Origin of the sequence: Aliiroseovarius salicola (assembly GCF_027891095.1) — a bacterium.
Taxonomy (GTDB): domain Bacteria; phylum Pseudomonadota; class Alphaproteobacteria; order Rhodobacterales; family Rhodobacteraceae; genus Aliiroseovarius; species Aliiroseovarius salicola.
Genome location: NZ_JAQIIO010000001.1, coordinates 361,159 through 382,470 on the forward strand (window position 1 = coordinate 361,159; position 21,312 = coordinate 382,470).

The 21,312-nt window shown below is 54.7% G+C and carries 20 protein-coding genes; 13 read left to right on the forward strand and 7 right to left on the reverse strand.

The window, feature by feature from the left end:
* Nucleotides 1-56 precede the first annotated feature (56 nt).
* The 5 genes from O2N63_RS01835 to O2N63_RS01855 all read right to left on the reverse strand — a co-directional run bounded on the left by O2N63_RS01835 (nucleotide 57) and on the right by O2N63_RS01855 (nucleotide 4,879).
* Nucleotides 57-2,393, reverse strand: coding sequence for a hypothetical protein (locus O2N63_RS01835; RefSeq protein ID WP_271052389.1), 2,337 nt, complete (start codon nucleotides 2,391-2,393; stop codon nucleotides 57-59).
* A complete protein-coding gene (gene motA, locus O2N63_RS01840; protein WP_271052390.1) occupies nucleotides 2,390-3,259 on the reverse strand; it encodes a flagellar motor stator protein MotA in 870 nt (289 codons plus the stop codon). Before motA ends, O2N63_RS01835 begins: the two co-directional genes overlap by 4 nt.
* 72 nt (nucleotides 3,260-3,331) lie before the next feature.
* A complete protein-coding gene (locus tag O2N63_RS01845) occupies nucleotides 3,332-3,955 on the reverse strand; it encodes a MotE family protein (protein WP_271052391.1) in 624 nt (207 codons plus the stop codon).
* On the reverse strand, nucleotides 3,952-4,359 hold the full coding sequence (locus O2N63_RS01850) for a hypothetical protein (RefSeq protein WP_271052392.1): 408 nt from the start codon (nucleotides 4,357-4,359) through the stop codon (nucleotides 3,952-3,954). Before O2N63_RS01850 ends, O2N63_RS01845 begins: the two co-directional genes overlap by 4 nt.
* Nucleotides 4,360-4,375: 16 nt before the next feature.
* Entirely contained in the window at nucleotides 4,376-4,879 is a 504-nt protein-coding gene (locus O2N63_RS01855; RefSeq protein WP_271052394.1) for a flagellar basal body-associated FliL family protein, read from the reverse strand.
* Nucleotides 4,880-5,004: 125 nt separating this feature from the next.
* Between O2N63_RS01855 and fliF the strand changes: the two genes are divergently transcribed.
* From fliF to O2N63_RS01910, 11 genes are all read left to right on the forward strand, one after another.
* Nucleotides 5,005-6,699, forward strand: coding sequence for a flagellar basal-body MS-ring/collar protein FliF (gene fliF, locus O2N63_RS01860; RefSeq protein WP_271052396.1), 1,695 nt, complete (start codon nucleotides 5,005-5,007; stop codon nucleotides 6,697-6,699).
* A complete protein-coding gene (locus O2N63_RS01865; RefSeq protein ID WP_271052398.1) occupies nucleotides 6,699-7,319 on the forward strand; it encodes a FliH/SctL family protein in 621 nt (206 codons plus the stop codon). The genes fliF and O2N63_RS01865 overlap by 1 nt, the downstream gene beginning before the upstream one ends.
* Nucleotides 7,312-7,593: a FliM/FliN family flagellar motor C-terminal domain-containing protein gene (locus O2N63_RS01870; RefSeq protein ID WP_271052400.1), complete on the forward strand. Its 282-nt coding sequence runs from the start codon at nucleotides 7,312-7,314 to the stop codon at nucleotides 7,591-7,593. The genes O2N63_RS01865 and O2N63_RS01870 overlap by 8 nt, the downstream gene beginning before the upstream one ends.
* A 55-nt stretch (nucleotides 7,594-7,648) precedes the next feature.
* On the forward strand, nucleotides 7,649-8,344 hold the full coding sequence (gene fliP, locus O2N63_RS01875) for a flagellar type III secretion system pore protein FliP (RefSeq protein ID WP_271052796.1): 696 nt from the start codon (nucleotides 7,649-7,651) through the stop codon (nucleotides 8,342-8,344).
* Nucleotides 8,345-8,812: 468 nt separating this feature from the next.
* Nucleotides 8,813-10,777: an acetate--CoA ligase gene (gene acs, locus O2N63_RS01880; protein WP_271052401.1), complete on the forward strand. Its 1,965-nt coding sequence runs from the start codon at nucleotides 8,813-8,815 to the stop codon at nucleotides 10,775-10,777.
* A gap of 4 nt (nucleotides 10,778-10,781) precedes the next feature.
* Nucleotides 10,782-11,468 (forward strand): adenylate kinase, encoded by a 687-nt coding sequence (locus O2N63_RS01885; RefSeq protein ID WP_271052402.1) that lies wholly within the window; start codon nucleotides 10,782-10,784, stop codon nucleotides 11,466-11,468.
* A 61-nt stretch (nucleotides 11,469-11,529) separates the two neighbouring features.
* Nucleotides 11,530-11,787 carry a DUF4212 domain-containing protein gene (locus O2N63_RS01890; RefSeq protein WP_271052403.1) on the forward strand — a complete coding sequence of 86 codons (258 nt, stop codon included), beginning with the start codon at nucleotides 11,530-11,532 and terminating at the stop codon, nucleotides 11,785-11,787.
* Between the two features lie 15 nt (nucleotides 11,788-11,802).
* A complete protein-coding gene (locus tag O2N63_RS01895) occupies nucleotides 11,803-13,566 on the forward strand; it encodes a sodium:solute symporter family protein (protein WP_271052404.1) in 1,764 nt (587 codons plus the stop codon).
* A gap of 97 nt (nucleotides 13,567-13,663) precedes the next feature.
* Nucleotides 13,664-15,490 carry a DUF294 nucleotidyltransferase-like domain-containing protein gene (locus O2N63_RS01900; RefSeq protein WP_271052406.1) on the forward strand — a complete coding sequence of 609 codons (1,827 nt, stop codon included), beginning with the start codon at nucleotides 13,664-13,666 and terminating at the stop codon, nucleotides 15,488-15,490.
* Between the two features lie 24 nt (nucleotides 15,491-15,514).
* Nucleotides 15,515-16,045, forward strand: a complete 531-nt coding sequence (locus O2N63_RS01905; RefSeq protein ID WP_271052407.1) for a hypothetical protein — start codon at nucleotides 15,515-15,517, stop codon at nucleotides 16,043-16,045.
* Nucleotides 16,042-17,457 (forward strand): 3'-5' exonuclease, encoded by a 1,416-nt coding sequence (locus O2N63_RS01910; RefSeq protein ID WP_271052408.1) that lies wholly within the window; start codon nucleotides 16,042-16,044, stop codon nucleotides 17,455-17,457. The genes O2N63_RS01905 and O2N63_RS01910 overlap by 4 nt, the downstream gene beginning before the upstream one ends.
* 32 nt (nucleotides 17,458-17,489) lie before the next feature.
* Here the strand turns inward: O2N63_RS01910 and O2N63_RS01915 are convergent, their stop codons facing one another.
* Together O2N63_RS01915 and O2N63_RS01920 are read right to left on the reverse strand one after the other, a co-directional pair.
* A complete protein-coding gene (locus O2N63_RS01915) occupies nucleotides 17,490-17,708 on the reverse strand; it encodes a glycerophosphodiester phosphodiesterase family protein (protein WP_271052410.1) in 219 nt (72 codons plus the stop codon).
* Nucleotides 17,709-17,851: 143 nt separating this feature from the next.
* Nucleotides 17,852-18,226 (reverse strand): hypothetical protein, encoded by a 375-nt coding sequence (locus tag O2N63_RS01920; protein ID WP_271052412.1) that lies wholly within the window; start codon nucleotides 18,224-18,226, stop codon nucleotides 17,852-17,854.
* A 142-nt stretch (nucleotides 18,227-18,368) separates the two neighbouring features.
* On the opposite strand from O2N63_RS01920, the gene ppsA reads away from it, so the two are divergent.
* Both ppsA and O2N63_RS01930 read left to right on the forward strand, forming a co-directional pair.
* A complete protein-coding gene (gene ppsA / locus O2N63_RS01925) occupies nucleotides 18,369-20,765 on the forward strand; it encodes a phosphoenolpyruvate synthase (RefSeq protein ID WP_271052414.1) in 2,397 nt (798 codons plus the stop codon).
* 196 nt (nucleotides 20,766-20,961) lie between these two features.
* A complete protein-coding gene (locus O2N63_RS01930; protein ID WP_271052416.1) occupies nucleotides 20,962-21,312 on the forward strand; it encodes a DsrE family protein in 351 nt (116 codons plus the stop codon).

Consider the following 21,312-nt stretch of genomic DNA (forward strand, 5'->3'; position numbering starts at 1 on the left):
CTTGCTGCTTCGCACTTCCTGCAGCCTAGATATCAATTCTTTAAAAATCGTAAGTGTTACTCAGCGGACGCCTGTTTGGCCAAGAATGACGACAAGATGCTTCGAGAAACTTCACTTCGTTTCAAAAGCTCTGTGCTTTGCGCAAGCGTACTCTCGTCAACGTCTGGAATTGGTTCAGCGTTTACAATCTGCAGACGGTCCAATTCATCTGTCATTTTTAGTTCAGATTGCGCCAGATTTTGCCAAGACTTAGAACGCAAGATCGCTCTTTGCCTTGCATCAACCTCGTTAAAGTTATGATAAATCTCCGCAGCCGCATCTGGGTTGCCTGCTGCCATCAGCGCCTCCGCCCTGAGCCGCTCCGCGCCTTCTGTTTCGATCCCGGCAAGATAACCAAGGGCAGTTTTTGGCTTATCTTCGTACAGGGCAATCATCGCGTAGGTCAAACGTTGTGGAACACCAGGCGGAACGCCCTCAACATCCAGAGCCATTCGCGCCTGCCGAGAGAACCCAAGCGACAACAAGCGGCGAGCCAGGTCAGTTCGTAATCTGGGTTCTAACCCCACAGCATCTTCAATATGTCCAATCGTGTACCGTAAAAACTGTGCATCCCCTCCCTTAGCCAAGAGTTCAGCCAACAGGTGACTGCGCAACTCTGTAATTTCCCACGAGACCAACCGCCTGCTCGAAGCCGCAAGATCAATTTGCTCATAGGCTTCGTCGAAGTTTGATACCGATGCCAATGCCCTGATCTCTGCAATCATGAGGACCGCTCCCTCGGGGCCACCTCGTCTCTCAAATGAGTAGGTTGAAACGAGTTCGATATAACGCTGGGGAACTGGCTCTCCGCGTTCCAATTTAGAATTGACCAATTCCAGAGCAGCGTCTGGTGACAATTCCCCATCATCGTTAACAATTCGGGTCAGACGCTCTTCCGCTTGATCAGCGTCTCCTTCCTGAAGATCGATACGCGCCTCAAGAAGCTCAAAACCCACCCCATGATCGCCGCTTGCCCGCTCCAGATAGTTCCGAATTGACATCGCTGAAGATTGATCTCCATGGTCCATGAACTTCTGAGCCAATTTTGGTCCCAGATGGCGACGAAGATGAAGTGGGAGCTCTGAAAAAGCGGTCAAGATTGCCTTCGTGTTGATTTCCTGTCCAGGACGCAACTCGGGTTGTGAAAGCGCTGCCCACAGAGCAGTTTTTCCATCGCACCCCATCTGAGGGGCGACATCACTGGCTTGGGTCGACTGATGGAAGTCCATCACATCCGCCATCTGCATCACAATGTCATGAGATGTTATGGCATCCTTGAATTGCGAGGCCACAGCTCGTGTCTCGGCCCCAAAGGTCAGATAGATAAGATACCGAATATATTGATTGATCGCATCGGGATCTGGTCTGTCGAACTCACCAAGCAACGCCGATTTGTATTGGGCAAGATCAGCCCCATTCGAGATATCTTGCCCCCATAACTCAATGCTGTAATCGCCGTCAGAGAAACAGGCAAATCCCTCTTGCGTGGACAGAACGACTGCCTGGCGGGTACTTGTCTCGCGATCAATGGACGTTTGGACGGCGATATGCTCGTTTACATCCAAACTCTTTGGGAGCACCGGGGCATCAATTTCCTCGGCAATTGGCTCCGGGATTGCACCCTGCGGATAAGCAGATTTTTCCACCTCAGCTTCGAGGGAAGACATGTCGGCATCAATAAGCCCCTGTGCCGCCGCACGCCCGATTTGCTCAAGAAGCGCAAGTTCTGTGCTCTGAACGCGGCTGTGATTGGTTGGTGAGCGGCTATCCTGCCCAGCTCTTTCATCATCTCGGGCAACAGGTTCATCCAGATTGATATCATATGGCGCAGATGGCGTTTCCGCCCCATTAAGTCGCTCTTGAGTTTTGGACGGGAAAAGGGGCAATCCCAATCGAGCGGCAGTGGTAACTCTGGCATCAGCTTCAGATCGCAATTTGAAATTGGGTTGGCGTGGCTTATCCAGATAGGCATTGTAAATCTCGTTTGCCGAGCTTCCCTCACCAGACACGATATCAATGACAATCTGTCCTCCCCCCACCACAAACACGTCAGCATGACAATCACAAGTCGCGCTGACCTGTAAGCGCCCATCCCCCAAATCACCAAGGTCCGATATCCGCGTCCTCGGGATCAGCTCAAAAGCTCGCTCCAAATTGAACTGAACATCGGGGGATGCCAGACGAAGCTCAAATCCTCCATCTACACGTCCAAATTTCCAAGCACCCGGGCTGTGAGTATAGACAACAAGGCGAGAGAAGTTTTGATGCTCACCCGAGCGGACAGCAATAGTATCGGCATGCACCTTCCCGGCTGTCAAAATGATCAGAACAATACCTGCGAGCCACCGCATCATGCCGCTGCTTTCTTCACTTCTTTCAAAGCTTCCTCAAGCTCAGAATAGCTGGGACGACTGTGCCCCGGTGTGTTCTGGCGACCAACTTCAATGCAGATGTTAACAGAGTGATTGTAAAGATTGGCGACAAGCACCTCTCTGATCAGCTGGTAGAAATGGGCGTCTTCCTCAACCACGGTTTTCACCTTGGATGAAAATGGCGCAACAAGCCCATAAGCCAAAAACACGCCCAAGAATGTTCCAACCAGAGCACCGCCAATCATTTTCCCGAGAATCTCAGGCGGTTGATCAATCGACCCCATGGTTTTGATCACGCCGAGCACAGCGGCAACAATCCCGAGGGCAGGCAGTCCATCGGCAACCGCTTGCAGCGCGTGGCTACCATGCAAGGCATGATGCAGATTTGCTTCCATCCGCTTCTCAAGCACCTCTTCCACCTGATGCGGGTCGTCATAATTCATTGAGGCAGAGCGTAAGGTATCGCAGATCAATTCGATCGCTTCCTTGTCGGCCAGAATTTTTGGGTAACGAGAAAATATTGAGCTGTCCTCTGGCGCTTCGATATGCTCTTCCAGTGCAACGGCATTCTGCCTTGCCTGCCGTATCAGCTCGAACAACAGGCAGAGGAGGTCCTTGTAATCCTCATGCGCCCATTTCGGTCCCTTAAAGACCTTTCCAACATCCTTAAGCGTGTGTTTGATCGCCGGAATATCATTTGAAATAACAAAAGCCCCGGCCGCGGCACCCCCGATCATAGTAAACTCGAAGGGGAGCGACTTCAGGATTATCTCCATCTTGCCGCCGGCGGCAAGGTAACCGCCAAACACCATAATGAAAATCAGGGCGATACCGATCATGCCAATCATCTAGGGAACTCCAATTCCTCGGTTCTGCCTTAAGAGAATGACCAAGTTGGGTTAAGAAACCGTGCGTTCTGGCTAATTGGTCGGGACATTCGAGTTCCGACCGGCAAGAATAACGCTGATTGCGTAGGCATGTGCCGGATCAAGCCCTGCCATGATTTGCGCTGCAGCTTCCGAGCGCATTCGCCCCAGAAATCCCGCTGCAAACTGCGGATCCATTTGCGCGAACAGGGGGACTGCCTGTTTTGATTTCATGTTCTCATAAACTTGTGTGAGCTGCGCAAGATCGTTTTCCGATGCCCCCTTAGCAAGAGCCATCGTGGCTTTCAGACTGTCTTCAGCTTCCGTCAATGCGGTCATATTTTTGCTGATCTCTGCTTCAGCGAGCGCAAGTGCTGCCAGCCGGTCCGAAAGGTCACTTTCCCGCTGCTTCAGGTCTTGTTCACGCCCTCGCAACAGGTGAAGCACTTCGGCGATATCCTCTTCGGTTTCACAAACATCTTGTGCCGTTGAATGGCCCGCTGAAACAGAGGCCGCAGCGCTCACTTCCTTTGCAATAGCAACGCCATAATCCCCAAAGCGGACCACGCCGCTCGCCAGAAACAACATGGTCACGACCCAAAGCGCACCTCGCCCTCCGGCCTTAGTGCGCTTGGGTTTTTGAGGAGAGGGTGGCGCAGATTGTCGTTTCAAGCTCATTCCGCGGCCTCCAGATGGCTGTGTCTGTGGCTCAGAAACATCGGCACATCAGAGTTTGGTGTACTAATAGCGGGTTCCGCTATTGCTTCCCGCTGGACTGAGGATTGTTGGGTCGGCTCCTCTGGCAGATCGTGCAAACTTGCCATCATCAACTCAAGATTTCGGGAGGCGGCCTCTGCCCGCTTTGTCAGATCCGTCAATTGTTCAGCACTTGTCCCCGCTGCATTCCGCGCATCTTCAAGAGCTTTCGTCATGTCATTCACCTGAGCCGAAAGCACCGCAACGGCACCCCCCATCCCATTCTGTAGGTTGTTAAACCGCTTCAGGCGACGTGACAGCACAATGCAATAGATGGCAGCCCCCAACGCGCCAGCCCCTAGAAGGGCATCCGCAATGAGTTCCATAATCCGTCCCTCCTCATCAATTCAGAACAAATTCGATGATCAGCAGGTCGCGGACCCGCCCTTCACCAGTTACAAGTTGAATGCGGCGCGCCATTTGCGCACGTAATGAGACAAGCGCCCTCGGGTCTTCGATGTCCGAGATTTCCACGGCCCGCAAATAAGAGTTCAATACATCCAGAACGCGCGGCTTGAGTGCTTGCACATCCGCGAGATATTTTGGGTCCACCTCTAACGAGGCTCGAAAGCGGAGATGTTTGTTGCTGGCCGCGCGGCCCAAAGAAATAACTAGGGGATCCAGCTCGACATAGGCGACCGGCGGCAGGTCAAGAACGACCGTAGCAACCTCCTCTTTAGCGGATTTTCCCTCGGCAACCGGCGCCAGCACGAGCCCCGAATAAACAGCAAAGAAACCACCGCCGCCAAGTATCAGCGCCAATATCAGGCCAATGATCAGGCCTTTTTTCGATTTCTTTCTGGGGAGCTCTTCTTCCCCCTCGATCGGTTCTTCAGCATCTGCCATGTCTTCACCAGATTCTTTCCTTCGAATCGTTATAGACCGGCGGGCACTAACCGATTGTTAAGGCTGGTCGTAGAAAACTGTTTGCACGACGGGGGCAGAAGCCCGCTCGAAGAAGGAGTTACGTCTTGCAACAGTTACTGTCAGTCTGGTCGGTTCTGGACACACGTAAAAAGGTTATTGTTGGATTGGCCACGCTGGCTGTGTTTGCCGCAGTGCTGGGCATATCGCGCATGGCGTCCCAACCTTCGATGAGCCTTTTGTATGCCGGTCTTGAATCGGGTGCGGCGGGAGAGGTCGTGAAAGCTCTGGAAGCCCGTGGGGCGCAATATGAAGTGCGCGGCGGGGCAATTTATGTGGCGAGCGCCCAGCGCGATGGGTTGCGCATGACCCTGGCAAGCGAGGGCCTGCCGACAAACTCGTCGAAAGGATATGAACTTCTGGACGGGTTATCGGGATTCGGCACCACTTCGCAGATGTTCGATGCCGCCTATTGGCGTGCAAAAGAAGGGGAATTGGCCCGCACCATTGTGGCCAGTCCGTTTGCTCAAAACGCGCGCGTGCACATTGCGCAATCGGTTCAGCAAGGGCTGCGTCAGCGTGCACGTCCGACGGCCTCTGTGACTGTGACCCCATCCAACGGTTCCATCACCGGATCACAAGCAAAGGCATTCAAATATCTGGTGGCATCCGCTGTGCCGGGCATGGCACCTGAAGACGTATCGATCATCGACAGCCGAAATGGTCTCGTTGCAATAGGAGACAACGCCGAAAGCACGCCAAGCTCTGCGGTGAACCGATCCGAGGAACTCAAAAACAATCTGCAACGGATGTTGGAGGCGCGCGTGGGCGCGGGCAACGCGGTCGTTGAACTGAATCTGGAGACCGCGACTGAACGCGAATCGATTATTCAAAAGACATTTGATCCAGCCAGCCGAGTGGCCATCTCGACCGAAACACAGGAAAACACCAGCTCCAGTTCGGATAGTGGCAGCAATGGGGTTACCGTCGCCTCAAACCTGCCGGATGGCGATGCCGGTGGAGGGACTTCGGCGTCGAGTCAGAACAGCGAAACACGCGAACGCATAAATTACGAAGTTTCCGAAACCACCCGAGAGGTTATTCGGTCGCCGGGTGCCACCAAGCGTATCACCGTTGCCGTTTTGGTGGATGGCATTCGTAACATCAACGAAGCAGGTGAGGTTTCCTGGTCTGCACGATCAGAAGAGGAACTGAACAGTTTGCGGGATCTGGTGGCCTCGGCGATTGGATTTGATGAAACACGTGGCGATACGATCACCATAAAAACCATGGAGTTTGAGCCTTTACCGGTTGAAGGCACTGAGGCCAGCGGGGGATTCATGCAAGGGATCCCGTTCGACATTATGTCGATGATCCAGCTTGCAGTTCTGTCGATTGTCGCACTCATACTGGGTTTGTTTGTGGTACGGCCAATTTTGGCAAATCCCTCGGGACAACCACAGACTGGCCCGATTGCCGGATCTCTTGCTGGTCCTTCCCCAAGCGCCGGGCCTCAAGAGCGGGCCCCCTCTACCGCCCTGGCAGTGCAACCTGACCAACTGGCCGCAGCAAGTCAGTTCAACACCGATTTATCGGAAACGCCGCCGTTGACAGGTGAAATTGACGATGGCGATGCTGGCCCTTCTGCAATGGCGGTCATATCCGGGGCCGGTTTTGGCGACATCACAGGCCCTGACGATGCGGAAGATCCCGTGCGCCGCCTGCGCAGCCTCATCGAAGAACGCCAAGGGGAAACGCTGGAGATCCTGCGCGGTTGGATGGAAGAAGAGGAGACGGTGTGATGCCGCTGTTCCCTCTTGAAGACTTCGACCACAGCGAAACCGCTCCGGTGAAAAAGGCGTCAGCGGTGCCTGCAAATACACCCGCCCTGTCTGAAAGTGATCTCGAAGCCGCGCGGTTGTCGGGATACGAAACAGGATACCAGGCGGGTTGGGATGACGCTTCAAAGGCGGATGAAGATCAACGAGACCACATCAGCGCGGAATTTGCACGGAACATTCAGGATCTTGGTTTCACATTTCATGAGGCTCGAAGCCATGTGATGAAATCTCTGGAGCCATTACTCGCCGGGATGGTGGAGAAAGTTTTGCCCAACCTGGTTTCCGAAACAATTGGTCAGGCGATCGTAGAAGAGTTGCTGCCGATCGCAGCCGATGCTGCTGATGCACCAATTCAAGTCGTTATCTATCCCGATGGTCGTGAAACGCTTGATGCATTGCTCACGCAAAACACATCTCTTCCGCTTGAAATCATCGAAGAGGACACTCTGGCCGAAGGGCAGGTCTATCTGAAAATGGGCAGCATCGAAAAACAGATCGACCTGACCGGTGCCATTCACAGCATCGGACAGGCCATATCAGGTCTCTACACAATCAACGAAAAGGCAAAACAGAATGGCTGATGATACCCAAGATGTGACCCCGGCGAGCCCGTTTACCCAAGTGCCGATTGAAATTACCATTTCGGTTGGAATGGCCCGTCCAACGGTGCGTGAATTGTTACGGCTGAAAAACGACAGCATTTTACCCCTCGACAAGAAAGTCGACGACCCGGTTGAACTATATGTCGGAGACAAATTGATTGCCCGAGGAGAGCTGGAGGAAATTGAAGGCGATCCTTCCGGCCAGCTTGCCGTACGACTGACAGAAGTCGCAGATCTGACCTCGGGCTTGTGAGATGACGGATCGTCGCATCGTGACCAGAGGGCTGACTTGCTTTGCGCTATTAACCATGTTTGCAATCCTTCCCGATATGGGAATGGCTCAGGATATCTCAATCAACCTTGGCGATGATGGCTCTCTGGCAACGCGCTCAATCCAACTGATGATCCTCGTCACCTTGCTCAGTTTGGTGCCGGGGCTTGCCGTCATGGTCACCTGCTTCCCATTCATCGTGACCGTCCTGTCAATTTTGCGTCAGGCCATCGGACTTCAACAATCCCCTCCAAATATGCTGATCATTAGCTTGGCATTGTTTCTAACCTATTTCGTCATGGAGCCGGTGTTCTCAGAAGCCTGGCGAGTGGGCGCGGAACCTTTCACCAGGGGGGAAATGGAATTGGAGCCAGCGTTCACTGCCGCACTTGAACCGTTCCGAAGCTTCATGGCAAACCGGATCGACCCGGACACTTTCCAACAATTGGCGGCATTACGCCCGGATGGGAACGGAGATGTGGCGTCCTCATCCCCCCTATCCATCCTTGTTCCGTCTTTCCTGTTGTCCGAAATCGAGCGGGCCTTTCAAATTGGATTTCTGGTCTTCCTCCCGTTTCTGATTATCGATCTGGTCGTTGCTGCCATTTTAATGTCGATGGGAATGATGATGGTGCCCCCTGCAATCGTGTCATTACCATTCAAGCTGGCGTTTTTTGTCGTTGCGGATGGATGGAGTTTGATTTCCGGGGCGCTGGTGCGCAGCTACTTCTGAGACAGGAATGGTCCTGAAAGCCCAGATGCGTTGGTCTGACCAGATGATGTTGCACCCGTCCGATGACGCCGCGCGGTTTTCTCATCGGGATTTGCCAATCCTCTCAATTCAATGTCGATTCTTTATGAACAGGAAATCACCCGATGATTGGGACCAACATGCATGGTCAACTGTAGCCAAAGACAGGCTCTCACCCTAAAAAATATGGGCCGGCAGGGTAATTATGTTGCGCCGACTTTGCACGCGCAGAAATCATCAAACCGTACACCTCGTTCGTATCATTCGGGTTTTTGCATAGCTGTAAAAGAAATTTACAAAAACCAACCTTAGCGTGGTAATTTATTAACTAAAAAACTATTGCTTTGCATTGGGTTAGGACACTATTTTCCGCCGAAGGAGGTCGTGACTTTACGTAATTGACAGAATTATTGCATGAAGGCGCGAGTGGAGACATTACCGGAGGAACACATGTCATCGGATGACGTTACCAAACAGGTTTTTGCACCAAGTTCGGATTTCACCTCAGGCGCCCATGTGGATGCCGCTAAATATGAAAAGATGTATGCAGCATCTGTAAATGACCCGGAGGCATTCTGGGGTGAGCACGGCAAGCGCATCGACTGGATGAAGCCCTATTCGATTGTTAAAAACACCAGCTATGCGCCGGGCAATGTTTCGATCAAATGGTTTGAAGATGGCACTCTGAACGTGTCAGCCAACTGTGTTGACCGTCATCTGGAAACCCGTGGTGATCAGACCGCGATTATCTTTGAGCCGGATGAGCCGACCGACGAAGCCCAGCACATCACCTATCGCGATCTGCACGGCCATGTCAGCCGAATGGCGAACATCCTGAAGGATCTGGGTGTCAGCAAAGGCGACCGTGTCATTCTGTATCTCCCGATGATCCCAGAAGCGGCTTATGCCATGCTTGCTTGTGCCCGCATCGGCGCGATCCACTCAATCGTATTTGCCGGCTTTTCGCCGGACGCGCTGGCCGCACGTGTTGATGGTTGCGATGCCAAACTGGTTATCACTGCCGACTTCGCTCCGCGCGGAGGCCGCAAGACGGCGCTGAAGGCCAATGCCGATCTGGCGCTGGAACATGCTGAAACCAAAGCTCAGGTTCTGATGGTGCGCCGCACCGGCGACGAAGTGAACTGGGTTGATGGTCGTGACCACGACTATAACGAGCTGGTGAAAACCGCGTCCGATGATTGCCCGCCAGAAGAAATGAACGCCGAAGATCCGCTGTTCATCCTCTACACCTCGGGTTCGACCGGTCAGCCGAAAGGCGTTGTGCATTGCTCAGGTGGCTATCTGGTCTGGGCGTCGATGACGCAAGAGATCACTTTCGATTACCATGATGGCGACATTTACTGGTGTACCGCTGACGTGGGCTGGGTGACCGGCCATTCGTATATCGTTTACGGCCCGCTGGCCAATGGTGCGACCACTGTGATGTTCGAAGGCACCCCGACCTATCCGGATGCCAGCCGCTTCTGGCAGGTTTGCGAAAAGCACAAGGTCAACCAGTTCTACACCGCGCCGACCGCGCTGCGCGCCCTGATGGGGCAAGGCAATGAGTTCGTCGAGAAATGCGATCTGAGCGATCTGAAGGTGCTGGGCACCGTGGGCGAGCCGATCAACCCCGAGGCCTGGACATGGTATCACGAGGTGGTCGGTAAGGGGAACTGCCCGATCGTCGATACATGGTGGCAGACCGAAACCGGTGGTCACATGATGACCCCGCTGCCGGGCGCACATACCGCGAAACCGGGTGCTGCAATGAAGCCATTCTTCGGCGTGCAGCCGGTGGTTCTGGAACCCACCTCGGGTGAGGAAATCCACGAGTATCCGACTGAAGGTGTGCTGTGCATGAAGGACAGCTGGCCTGGTCAGATGCGCACCGTCTGGGGCGACCATGAGCGGTTCGAAAAAACCTATTTCTCGGACTACAAGAACTACTATTTCGCCGGTGACGGCTGCCGTCGCGACGAAGATGGTGATTACTGGATCACCGGCCGCGTCGATGATGTGATCAACGTATCGGGTCACCGCATGGGCACCGCCGAAGTTGAAAGCGCCTTGGTCGCGCATGAGACTGTCGCCGAGGCCGCGGTGGTAGGTTATCCGCACGACATCAAAGGTCAGGGCATCTATTGCTATGTGACCCTGATGAACGGCGTGGAGCCGACTGAGGAACTGCGCAAAGAGCTGCGCACTTGGGTTCGCACCGAAATCGGCCCGATTGCCAGCCCCGACCTGATCCAATGGTCACCGGGCCTGCCGAAAACCCGTTCCGGCAAGATCATGCGCCGCATTCTGCGCAAGATTGCCGAGAACGACTATGGGGCACTCGGCGACACCTCAACCCTCGCCGATCCGTCGGTGGTGGATGAGCTGATCGACAATCGCATGAACAAGGCGTGATCGGATGGATGGCATGAAAACCCAATCGTCCGCCCCGGTTCTGATCCTGCTCGGCCCCCCTGGTGCCGGCAAAGGCACTCAGGCGCGGATGCTCGAAGAGAAATACAGTCTGGTGCAACTGTCGACCGGTGATCTTTTGCGCGCAGCCGTGGCTGCGGGTACCGAAGCTGGTCTGGCAGCGAAGGCGGTGATGGAAGCAGGTGAACTGGTCTCGGATGAGATCGTCATCAACATTCTGCGTGACCGCCTTGGGGACGCAGATTGCGCCAAAGGTGTGATCCTTGACGGCTTCCCGCGCACGACGGTTCAGGCCGAAGCACTGAATGCGCTGCTGGCGGAAACCGGGCAGCGGATCAATGCTGCGATCAGTCTTGAGGTGGATGACAGCGAAATGGTCACCCGGATCAGCGGTCGCTTTACCTGCGCGGACTGCGGTGAAGGGTATCACGACACATATAAGCAAACCGCCAAAGACGGCGTTTGCGACAAATGCGGCGGCACGGACATGAAACGCCGGGCCGACGATAATGCCGAAACAGTAGTGAGCCGCCTTGAGGCCTATCACGCGCAAACGGCACCGCTGGTTGCGTTCTACGACGCGGCCAATTGCCTGCAAAAAGTCGATGCCATGGGAGCAATCGACGATATCGCAGGTGCCCTCAGCAGCATTGTCGACACGGCAACCGGCTAAGGGAAAGGATGGCGGCCCCACGAGGGGGTCGCCTTTTAACGGAGAAGAGGGAGGAGGCTTCATGTCTGACAACTCATCCAACGATGCATATTGGTCTGCCAATGTGCGCATCATCAAGATCAGCCTCGTAATCTGGGCGCTGGTCTCATTCGGGTTCGGCATCCTGCTGCGTCCATTGCTGAGCGGCATCGCCGTCGGCGGAACCGATCTGGGCTTCTGGTTTGCCCAACAAGGTTCGATCCTGGTCTTCCTGGCGCTGATCTTTTTCTACGCCTGGCGGATGAACAAACTCGACGCCGAACACGGCGTGGAAGAGTAAGGGAGCTGGAAACAGATGGATCAGTTTACACTCAACTGGATGTTCATCGGGGCAAGCTTCTTGCTCTATATCGGCATCGCAATCTGGGCTCGCGCCGGATCGACGTCGGAATTTTACGCTGCGGGTCGTGGCGTTCACCCTGTAACCAACGGTATGGCAACGGCTGCTGACTGGATGTCGGCTGCGTCGTTCATCTCGATGGCAGGTCTTATCGCCTTCACCGGCTACGACAACTCGTCCTTCCTGATGGGTTGGACTGGCGGTTACGTGCTTCTTGCACTGCTGCTCGCCCCTTACCTGCGTAAGTTCGGCAAGTTCACCGTGTCGGAATTCATTGGCGACCGTTTCTACAGCCCGACCGCACGCCTTGTGGCCGTGATCTGTCTGATCGTTGCGTCAACCACATACGTGATCGGTCAGATGACCGGTGTTGGTGTTGCGTTTGGCCGCTTCCTTGAAGTGGACAAAACAACCGGCCTGTTCATCGGCGCCACGGTTGTGTTTGCCTACGCCGTGTTCGGCGGCATGAAGGGTGTGACCTACACTCAGGTTGCTCAGTACTGCGTTCTGATTGTTGCCTACACCATCCCGGCAATCTTCATCTCGCTGCAGCTGACCGGCAACCCGATCCCGGGTCTGGGCCTGTTTGGCGATCACGTCGCATCAGGTGAACCTCTGCTGGCCAAACTGGACACGCTGGTTCAGGAACTTGGGTTTGCGAGCTACACAGGACACCATGCGGATACGCTCAACATGGTACTGTTCACCCTGTCGCTGATGATCGGTACGGCTGGTCTGCCGCACGTGATCATGCGCTTCTTCACCGTGCCGAAAGTTGCTGACGCACGTTGGTCGGCTGGTTGGACCCTGGTGTTTATCGCGCTGCTGTACCTGACCGCTCCGGCTGTTGGTGCCATGGCTCGACTGAACCTGATCACCACCGTTTATCCTGAAAGCACTGCTTCGGCTCCGATCGATTACGAAGCACGTCCTGACTGGATGGCGACCTGGGAAAAGACCGGTCTTCTGAAGTACGAAGACAAGAATGGCGACGGCAAAATTCAGTGGTACAACGAGAAGTCGGCTGACTTTGCTGCGACCGCTGAAGAGCGTGGCTGGAAAGGTTCCGAGCTTTCGGTGAACCGTGACATCCTCGTGCTGGCCAACCCGGAAATTGCACAGCTTCCAGGCTGGGTGATTGCTCTGGTGGCTGCTGGTGGTCTTGCGGCTGCTCTGTCGACCGCTGCGGGTCTGTTGCTCGCGATCTCGTCGGCTGTCTCACACGACCTTATCAAAGGCGCGATCAATCCGAACATTTCGGAAAAAGGCGAACTTCTGTCCGCCCGGATCGCAATGGCCGTGGCCATTTGTGTGGCAACCTATCTGGGTCTGAACCCACCGGGCTTCGCGGCTCAAACCGTGGCACTCGCCTTCGGTCTGGCTGCTGCGTCGATCTTCCCGGCTCTGATGATGGGCATCTTTACCAAGGTGAACAACAAAGGTGCCGTGGCCGGTATGCTGGCAGGTCTGATCATTACCCTGATCTACATCTTCCTGCACAAAGGCTGGTTCTTCATCCCGGGCACCAACAGCTTCACGGATGCTGATCCGCTGCTCGGCACCATCAAGTCGACCTCGTTCGGCGCCATCGGTGCAATGATCAACTTCGCAGTTGCCTTCGTTGTGTCGAAATCGTCCGATCCGATCCCGGCCGAAGTTGAAGATCTTGTGGAAAGCGTTCGCGTACCGAAAGGTGCAAGCGCCGCTCTGGACCACTAAAAACTAAGTTGAAGGCCGCCCCGCCGGGCGGCCTTCTTCCCTTTTGCCTCAAAGCGTGTATTCCTTTGCTGGCAACAAGAATTTCAAGGGCTTGACCATGCCTCTTTCCCCCGATCAGATCGAACGTTTCCTAAAATCCGTACACCCCTATGACAGCCTTTCTGGTGAAAAGGTCAAAGAGCTGGTGCCCAATATCGTGCCGAGTTCCTTTGCCAAAGGTGACGTAATCTATGATCTGAACACTGAGCTGGATGGGCTTTATGTCATCTATGAAGGTGACGTTGAGGTGCGCGACGAAAACAGCGTATTGATCTCTCATCTGCATCTGCGCAATTCCTTTGGTGAACGGGGTTTGATGCGCAACGGGCGCGCGGTGACCCGGGCGGTTGCAGAAAGCGACACCACACTTCTCCTGCTTCCAAAAGACGTGTTCTGGGCGCTCAACAAAAGCGACGAAGCAGTCCGCCGCTTTTTTGATCGCAGCCGTCAGCAGAAGACCGAAACGAACGATCTGTCGACAGTGACTGTTGACAATCTGATGGCACCGAATCCAATCACCTGCCCGGCAGACACCACAATTCAATCCGCCGCCGAAATGATGGGTGAACACCGGATCTCGTCACTTTGCATAACCGATCAGGACCGATTGACCGGCATCCTGACAACCCGCGATCTGACCCACAAAGTTGTTGCCAAAGCACGCGACATATCCGGACCTGTTGCGGATGTTATGGTGACCAAGCCAATTACACTCAGCCCGTCCTCCATTGGGTCAGACGTATTGCACCTGATGATGGAAAAACGCATCGGCCATATTCCGATTGTTGAGGCAGGCAAACTTGTGGGCATCGTGACCCAAACCGATCTGACGCGCTTCCAGACGGTAAGTTCCGCTGAACTTGTGCGCGAGATTGCAATGGCAAGCTCGGCAGGTGAGATGAAAGAGATCACCGCCCGGATCCCCAAGCTTTTGGTACAACTGGTTGGATCCGGCCTGTCCCACCAGATTGTCACCCGCCTGATCACCGATGTGGCCGACACCGTTACCCGCCGCCTGTTGACCCTTGCCGAAGATAAATTGGGATCGCCACCGGTGCCGTATCTGTGGCTGGCCTGCGGCAGTCAGGGGCGACAGGAGCAAACTGGGGTAAGCGATCAGGACAACTGCCTGATCTTGTCCGATGACGTGACCGATACAGACCGCGACGGCTATTTCGCCCAATTGGCCAAATTTGTCTGTGATGGGCTGGATACCTGCGGCTATGTCTATTGCCCCGGTGACATGATGGCCACAAATCCGCGCTGGTGTCAGCCGGTGTCGGTGTGGAAAAAGTACTTCGTCGGCTGGATCAACAAACCCGATCCGGAAGCGCAGATGCTGGCATCGGTTATGTTCGACCTGCGCCCCATTGGCGGCGACGACACGCTGTTTGATGGTTTGCAAAAGGCCACGCTGGAGATGGCCGAGAAGAACTCGATCTTCGTCGCCCACATGGTGTCAAACAGCCTGAAACACACCCCGCCGCTGGGGTTGCTTCGCGGGTTTGCCACAATCCGGTCGGGCGAGCATAAAAACCAGCTCGACATGAAACATAATGGTGTGGTGCCAGTGGTTGATCTCGGTCGGATCTATGCCTTGCAGGGAAAGCTGAGCGAAGTGAACACCCGCGCCCGCCTGGAAGCCGCCCAGCGTGCTGGCGTACTCAGTGGTTCCGGCGGCAGCGACCTGCTTGACGCCTATGATCTGATTGCCGACACCCGGCTGGAACATCAGGCTGCCCAGATCCGTCAGGGTCAGGCCCCCGACAATTTTCTGTCCCCCTCCGACCTGTCCGATTTTGAACGCAGCCACCTGCGCGATGCATTTGTGGTGGTGAAATCAATGCAAAGTTCAATTGGACATGGTCGCGGGGCCTTCAGTTAAACGCACAAACAGAGAGGACATCAGATGTTTTACGAATTGGTTGCCACCCTGTTTGCAGGGTTTGCAATGGCCGGGGTGGTGATGCTGTTAAACCACGCCACCCGCGGTCGCCTTCCCAAATGGGCGATGCCCGTTGGCGCGGGGCTTGCGATGATCGCAGCGACAATTGCCAACGAATACGCTTGGTATGATCGCACTGTGGACGCGATGCCCGAAGGGTTGAGCGTCATCATGAAACATGAAAACCGCGCTATCTATCGCCCATGGTCCTATGCCGTCCCGTTTGTGGACAGATTTGTCGCCGTGGATGATCTTACAGAGCGCACCCACCCCGAACACCCCAATCTGCGCATCGTCGAAACGCTTTTCATGGGACGTTGGGCTGCCCCCGAAAAACTCATCGTTTTGGTGGACTGCGCCACAATGAAGCGCGCGCAACTGATGGATGAGGTCTCATTTGGAGATGGGGGGTCTGTGGATGGAGTCAGCTGGATCGCGTCAGATCAGGATGATCCGCTGATCGCACATGTCTGCGCCACCGGGGCCGGGTCATGAAACCGCTCGCCCGCCTATCCTTGCGATTCAGAAACTTTCTGTTCTTTGCGCTCCTCGCAATGATGTCGATCGGAGCAACCCTCGGGGCGCTCTACATTGGCTATCTGCGCGTCGGGGAGGTAGGCGTTGCATCGGGGTTTATTTTCGCAGGCGTAATGGCGTTTTTTGCCCAGCTTGCTGTCACTGCCAGCATCTGGTTTCTCTTTGATGAAAACATCGCCCGCCCTATTGAAAAACTCGCCGTGAGCCTACGCGCCAAAGTGCACGCCAAAGCGGGCGGGATCGACGCCCATGAAGGACGTTATTTGGGTGATCTTGTACATGCGACCGCATCTGTTGCTGAACAACTGTCCAACTCGACACTGGTTCAGGCCAGCGAGGTTGCCCAGGAAACAGCGAAGTTGAATGCTGACAAAGCACGATTGACAGCGCTCTTGTCCGACATCCCGCTTGCGATGGTGCTGATCAGCCCAAACCACCAGATCGTGCTATATGACAGCCAGGCTGCGGGTATTTTGTCGCAAGTTTCCCCACCCAGATTGAACGCTTCGATTTTTGAGTATTTTCAGGAAGGGCCCTTCATGAAGGCCCACAAGAAAATGGTGGAAACCGGATCTGAACAAAAATTCTCCGACCGTTCTGCCCATTTCGCATTTCAATTCGAAGCGCGGATCAAGCCGCTGGACAGCGGTGATGGCTACATGCTGGTCATTGACGAAACACAAGCCGAATTTGCCCCGGAAGCTGCCCGCCCGGTCGTTTTCGATTTCGATTTGATGGAAGCCGACAGCACCACCGACTTGTGGACCGCAGACCTGAATGATCTCACATTTGTGGTGTTCGATACCGAAACAACCGGGTTGCAACCTCACAAAGACGAAATTGTTCAGATCGGTGCCGTGCGTGTTGTGAAGTCGAAAATCATCGCGGGAGAAGAAATCAACATGCTGGTCGACCCGGGACGCCCCATTCCGCCAGCCTCGACCAAGGTCCATGGGATCACCGATGCCATGGTAAATGGTGCCGATACAACAATACCCGCGACGCAAAAGCTTCACAGCTTTGCCATCGGGTCGGTTCTGGTTGCCCATAATGCCCCGTTTGACATGGCTTTTCTTCACAATCATGAAAAAGAGGCTGGGCTGTCATGGGATCATCCAATTCTGGATACTGTGCTTTTGTCTGCGGTCCTGTTTGGCCGCACCGAAGTGCATACGCTCGATGCACTCTGTGAAAGACTTGACGTAGAGATCCCCCCCGAGCTTCGGCACACAGCGCTTGGCGACGCCCATGCCACTGCAGAAGTCCTGTGCAAGATGCTTGCCATGTTGCAATCAAGAGGGATCTCGACCCTCTCCGAAGCGGTGGCAGAAGCGAAAACACACTCGCGTCTGCTGAAAGATCTGAACTAACACACCCGCGGGACCGGAACAGGTTTCTAGCGTCAACCAAAGCCACGATCTATCAACCGCCGCTGAACCCGGCCGGGGTAGTCGGTCACGATGGCGTCGACTTGCAGGTCAATCATCCGCTCGATGTCGGCAGGCTCATTCACCGTCCAGACCGCCACACAAAGACCGCATTCCCGCGCAAGGGCCAGATCATCTGCCGTTAAGTCCCTGACATTCGGACACCACAGCGAACCACCGGCCTCATCGAACATTTCGCTGAAAGCCTACAGCCTTACGTGTTGGACCCCACAAACGGATAGGTCGGGGTGGTGAGATCCCGACAGATGCTTGCTGAACGCAGCTTGCTCGGTGAATAGTGACCACACTGGCCCATGACGCAGCAAAAATTCTTGAATTAGGTCAGAGACTTGCGCCCGATCATGTAATCGATTGTATGAAGCAAGGCCACGACTAAAGCGTTCTGCAAATGCTTACCCTTGCCGTGACCGACAAACTCATCATTGTCCCGGGTATCCGAGCGACGCAAATGACATTGCCAGTGGCCGTCGGGTTCAAGTGCTGTGCCGGTTATGTGAATGGTCCAGCCGGGGACCAGCTTGTCAATCAGCTGGATGGTTTCTTCGACGGATAACCTCTCGCCCGGTTTCTGCATCAAACCGTCTGCGATCGTATAGTCCAACAGCACCTTGACGACCGCGTGAGACCACGCCGCGTCAAACGTATCCGCTATCTCGATGCGTTCTGCCAATTCTTTGATATCCATGGCCATTCAACACCCCCCCAATTCGCTTGCAGACAATCCTCGCTTGCCTGTTGGATAGCACATTATCCACACCTGCCACCTTGACCCGGATCAACGAGAATTTGGGTGGAAAGGGCTATGAATAAGGGGCATATGCCGGGAGGATTGCATGACACGTGCTCCAAAAGAAACGTCTTCGATGCTAATTTGGCTGGATAAGATTTCACGGTCAGACATTGCGAAAGTTGGCGGGAAGAATGCATCTCTCGGAGAGATGCTGCAATCTCTTGCAGATAGTGGGATCCGGGTGCCTCCCGGATTTGCAACCACGGCAGATGCCTATCGCAGTTTCATTTCTGCCAACGGTCTGGATCAGAAGCTTAGGGAAGTCCTGTCAAAACTTGACGCAAACCGAACCACTCTGGCCTCTGCGGGACAGGAGATCCGCACCGCCATCTCTGAGGGAGTGTGGCCGGATGATATCGAAAGTGACATTCGGACCGCTTATCGCGAGTTGGGAGTACGTGTAGGGCTGGACGAGCCTTCTGTCGCGGTGCGTTCATCGGCAACGGCCGAAGACCTTCCAGATGCAAGTTTTGCCGGTCAGCAGGAAACCTTTCTTAATGTGCAGGGTGAAGAGGCATTGCTCTCAGCCTGTAAAAACTGTCTGGCCTCCCTGTTTACCGACCGGGCGATCACCTACCGGCAAATCAAAGGCTTTGATCACCTTGAGGTTGCCCTATCAGTCGGTGTTCAGCACATGGTCCGGTCGGATCAAGCTGGATCAGGTGTCATGTTTTCAATCGACACAGAAAGTGGGTTCGACAAGGTTGTGCTCATCAATGCAGCTTGGGGGCTGGGTGAAAATGTCGTGCAGGGTCATGTCGATCCGGATGAATATCAGGTCTACAAACCCTTTCTTGAGCAGGCCAACCTGATCCCGATTGTCCACAAGGCGCTTGGGGCAAAAGAAATCAAGATGATCTATGGGCACGAGGAAGGGGCCCCAACCCGGAATGTTCCCACGTCCAAAGCCGAACGCTCAAAATTCGTTCTTTCCGATCCTGAAATCCTGGAACTGGCGCGTGCAGCTATAAAAATCGAAGCCCACTACGGCGTCGCCATGGATATCGAATGGGCAAAGGACGGTGAAACCGGTCAGATGTATATTGTGCAGGCTCGCCCCGAAACTGTGCAATCGCGCCGGGAAGCAGATGCATTCAAGACTTACCGGCTCGACGAAACCGGGGAGCGTCTTCTGACTGGTCTGAGCGTTGGCAATTCCGTCGCCTCAGGTGAGGTCTGCATGATCCAGGACAGTGCGGACATGGATCGCTTTGTTGACGGTGGGATCCTCGTCACCTCGAACACCGACCCGGATTGGGTTCCCATCATGAAACGCGCAGCTGCCATTGTCACGGATCATGGTGGCCGCACCTCTCACGCGGCGATCGTTAGCCGAGAGCTTGGCGTGCCGGCGATCGTGGGCACCTCTCATGCGACTGAAATCCTGCATGATGGTCAGCTCATTACCGTTTCCTGCGCTGAAGGAGAGACAGGGATCATTTATGCCGGCAAAGCCCAAGTCACGGTCGAAGAACGGCATTTGAACCAAATCCCCTCAACAAGGACCAACGTCATGCTGAACCTGGCAAATCCCGCGGCAGCTTTGCGCTGGTGGAGATTGCCCGCAGATGGGGTTGGGCTGGCGCGAATGGAATTCGTGATCAACAACGAGGTGCAAGTACACCCGCTGGCGCTCACCCGCTTTGAAGAACTCACTGACACCGGCGTTCAAAATGAGATCGACCAACTCACGCGGGGTTACGAGAACAAAACGGATTATTTCGTTAAGAAACTGGCGATGGGGCTCTCGCGGATTGCCGCAACATGGTATCCAAATCCCACCATCATCCGGATGAGCGACTTTAAGACGAATGAATATGCCGACCTTTTGGGAGGGCGGCAATTCGAACCGGCCGAGGAAAACCCGATGATCGGTTTTCGGGGGGCGTCCCGCTACTATGACGATGCCTACCGGGATGGGTTTGCTTTGGAATGTCAGGCGATCCGGCATCTTCGTGAAGCGATGGGATTTGACAATGTTATCGTCATGATCCCGTTCTGCCGCACGGTCGAAGAAGCCGAACGTGTGCTTTCCATAATGGCCGATCACGGGCTTGAACGCGGCAAGAATGGGCTTCAGGTCTATGTCATGTGTGAGATCCCATCAAATGTGATCGAAGCGGAAGCCTTTGCCGAACGCTTTGACGGGTTTTCCATTGGGTCAAACGATCTGACACAACTGACACTTGGCGTAGACCGGGATTCTGCAGCGCTTGCGCATCTGTTCAGCGAGCGGGATCCGGCCGTTCTCTGGATGATCGAAACGGTCATTAACAAAGCCCACAGCGCCGGACGAAAAGTGGGGCTCTGTGGTCAGGCACCGAGCAACGACCCCGATTTCGCGCGCCTGCTCGTTCAGGCGGGCATCGACACGATCTCGGTTACACCGGATAGCTTTTTCGCGGTTAAGGAAAACGTTGCGGACGCCGAGGCGACCTAGGGGCCATCAGAGCAACCAGAACAAGCCTGACGTGAAACGCCTGGAAATAATATTCGGGATTATCGTTGAATTCACTTCGCGGCTCCCTAATTCACGGCGATTTCCCGCAGTCTTACTCGGCCAGCTCACGCCCCTCCAACACCCCAAATGCAAACCTCGCATCACTCAACTCGACATAAAGTGAAGGAGTTTTTAGATGTCGTATCTCGTGAACAACTGCTGGGGTGACAATGATCTGGAGCGTGCCACCGTCCCCTTCATACTTGCCTGTGCCGCCGCAAACCGGGGAGAGGCTCGGATGTTTCTGACCTGCGATGCGCTGAATTTGGTGGTGCGGGGAGGGGCAGAGGGGCTGACCGCATCAGGCTATAGCCCCATCAAAGACCTGATCGATGAATTCGTCGAAAAAGATGGTCGAATTTACGTCTGTAAGGTTTGTGCTGGCGTGATGAACATCACCCAAGACGATCTGATCGAGGGGGCCATGATCGGAACCGCACCCGATATGATGGACTATCTGGAGACCGGAGCAAAGATGTTGGCGTAA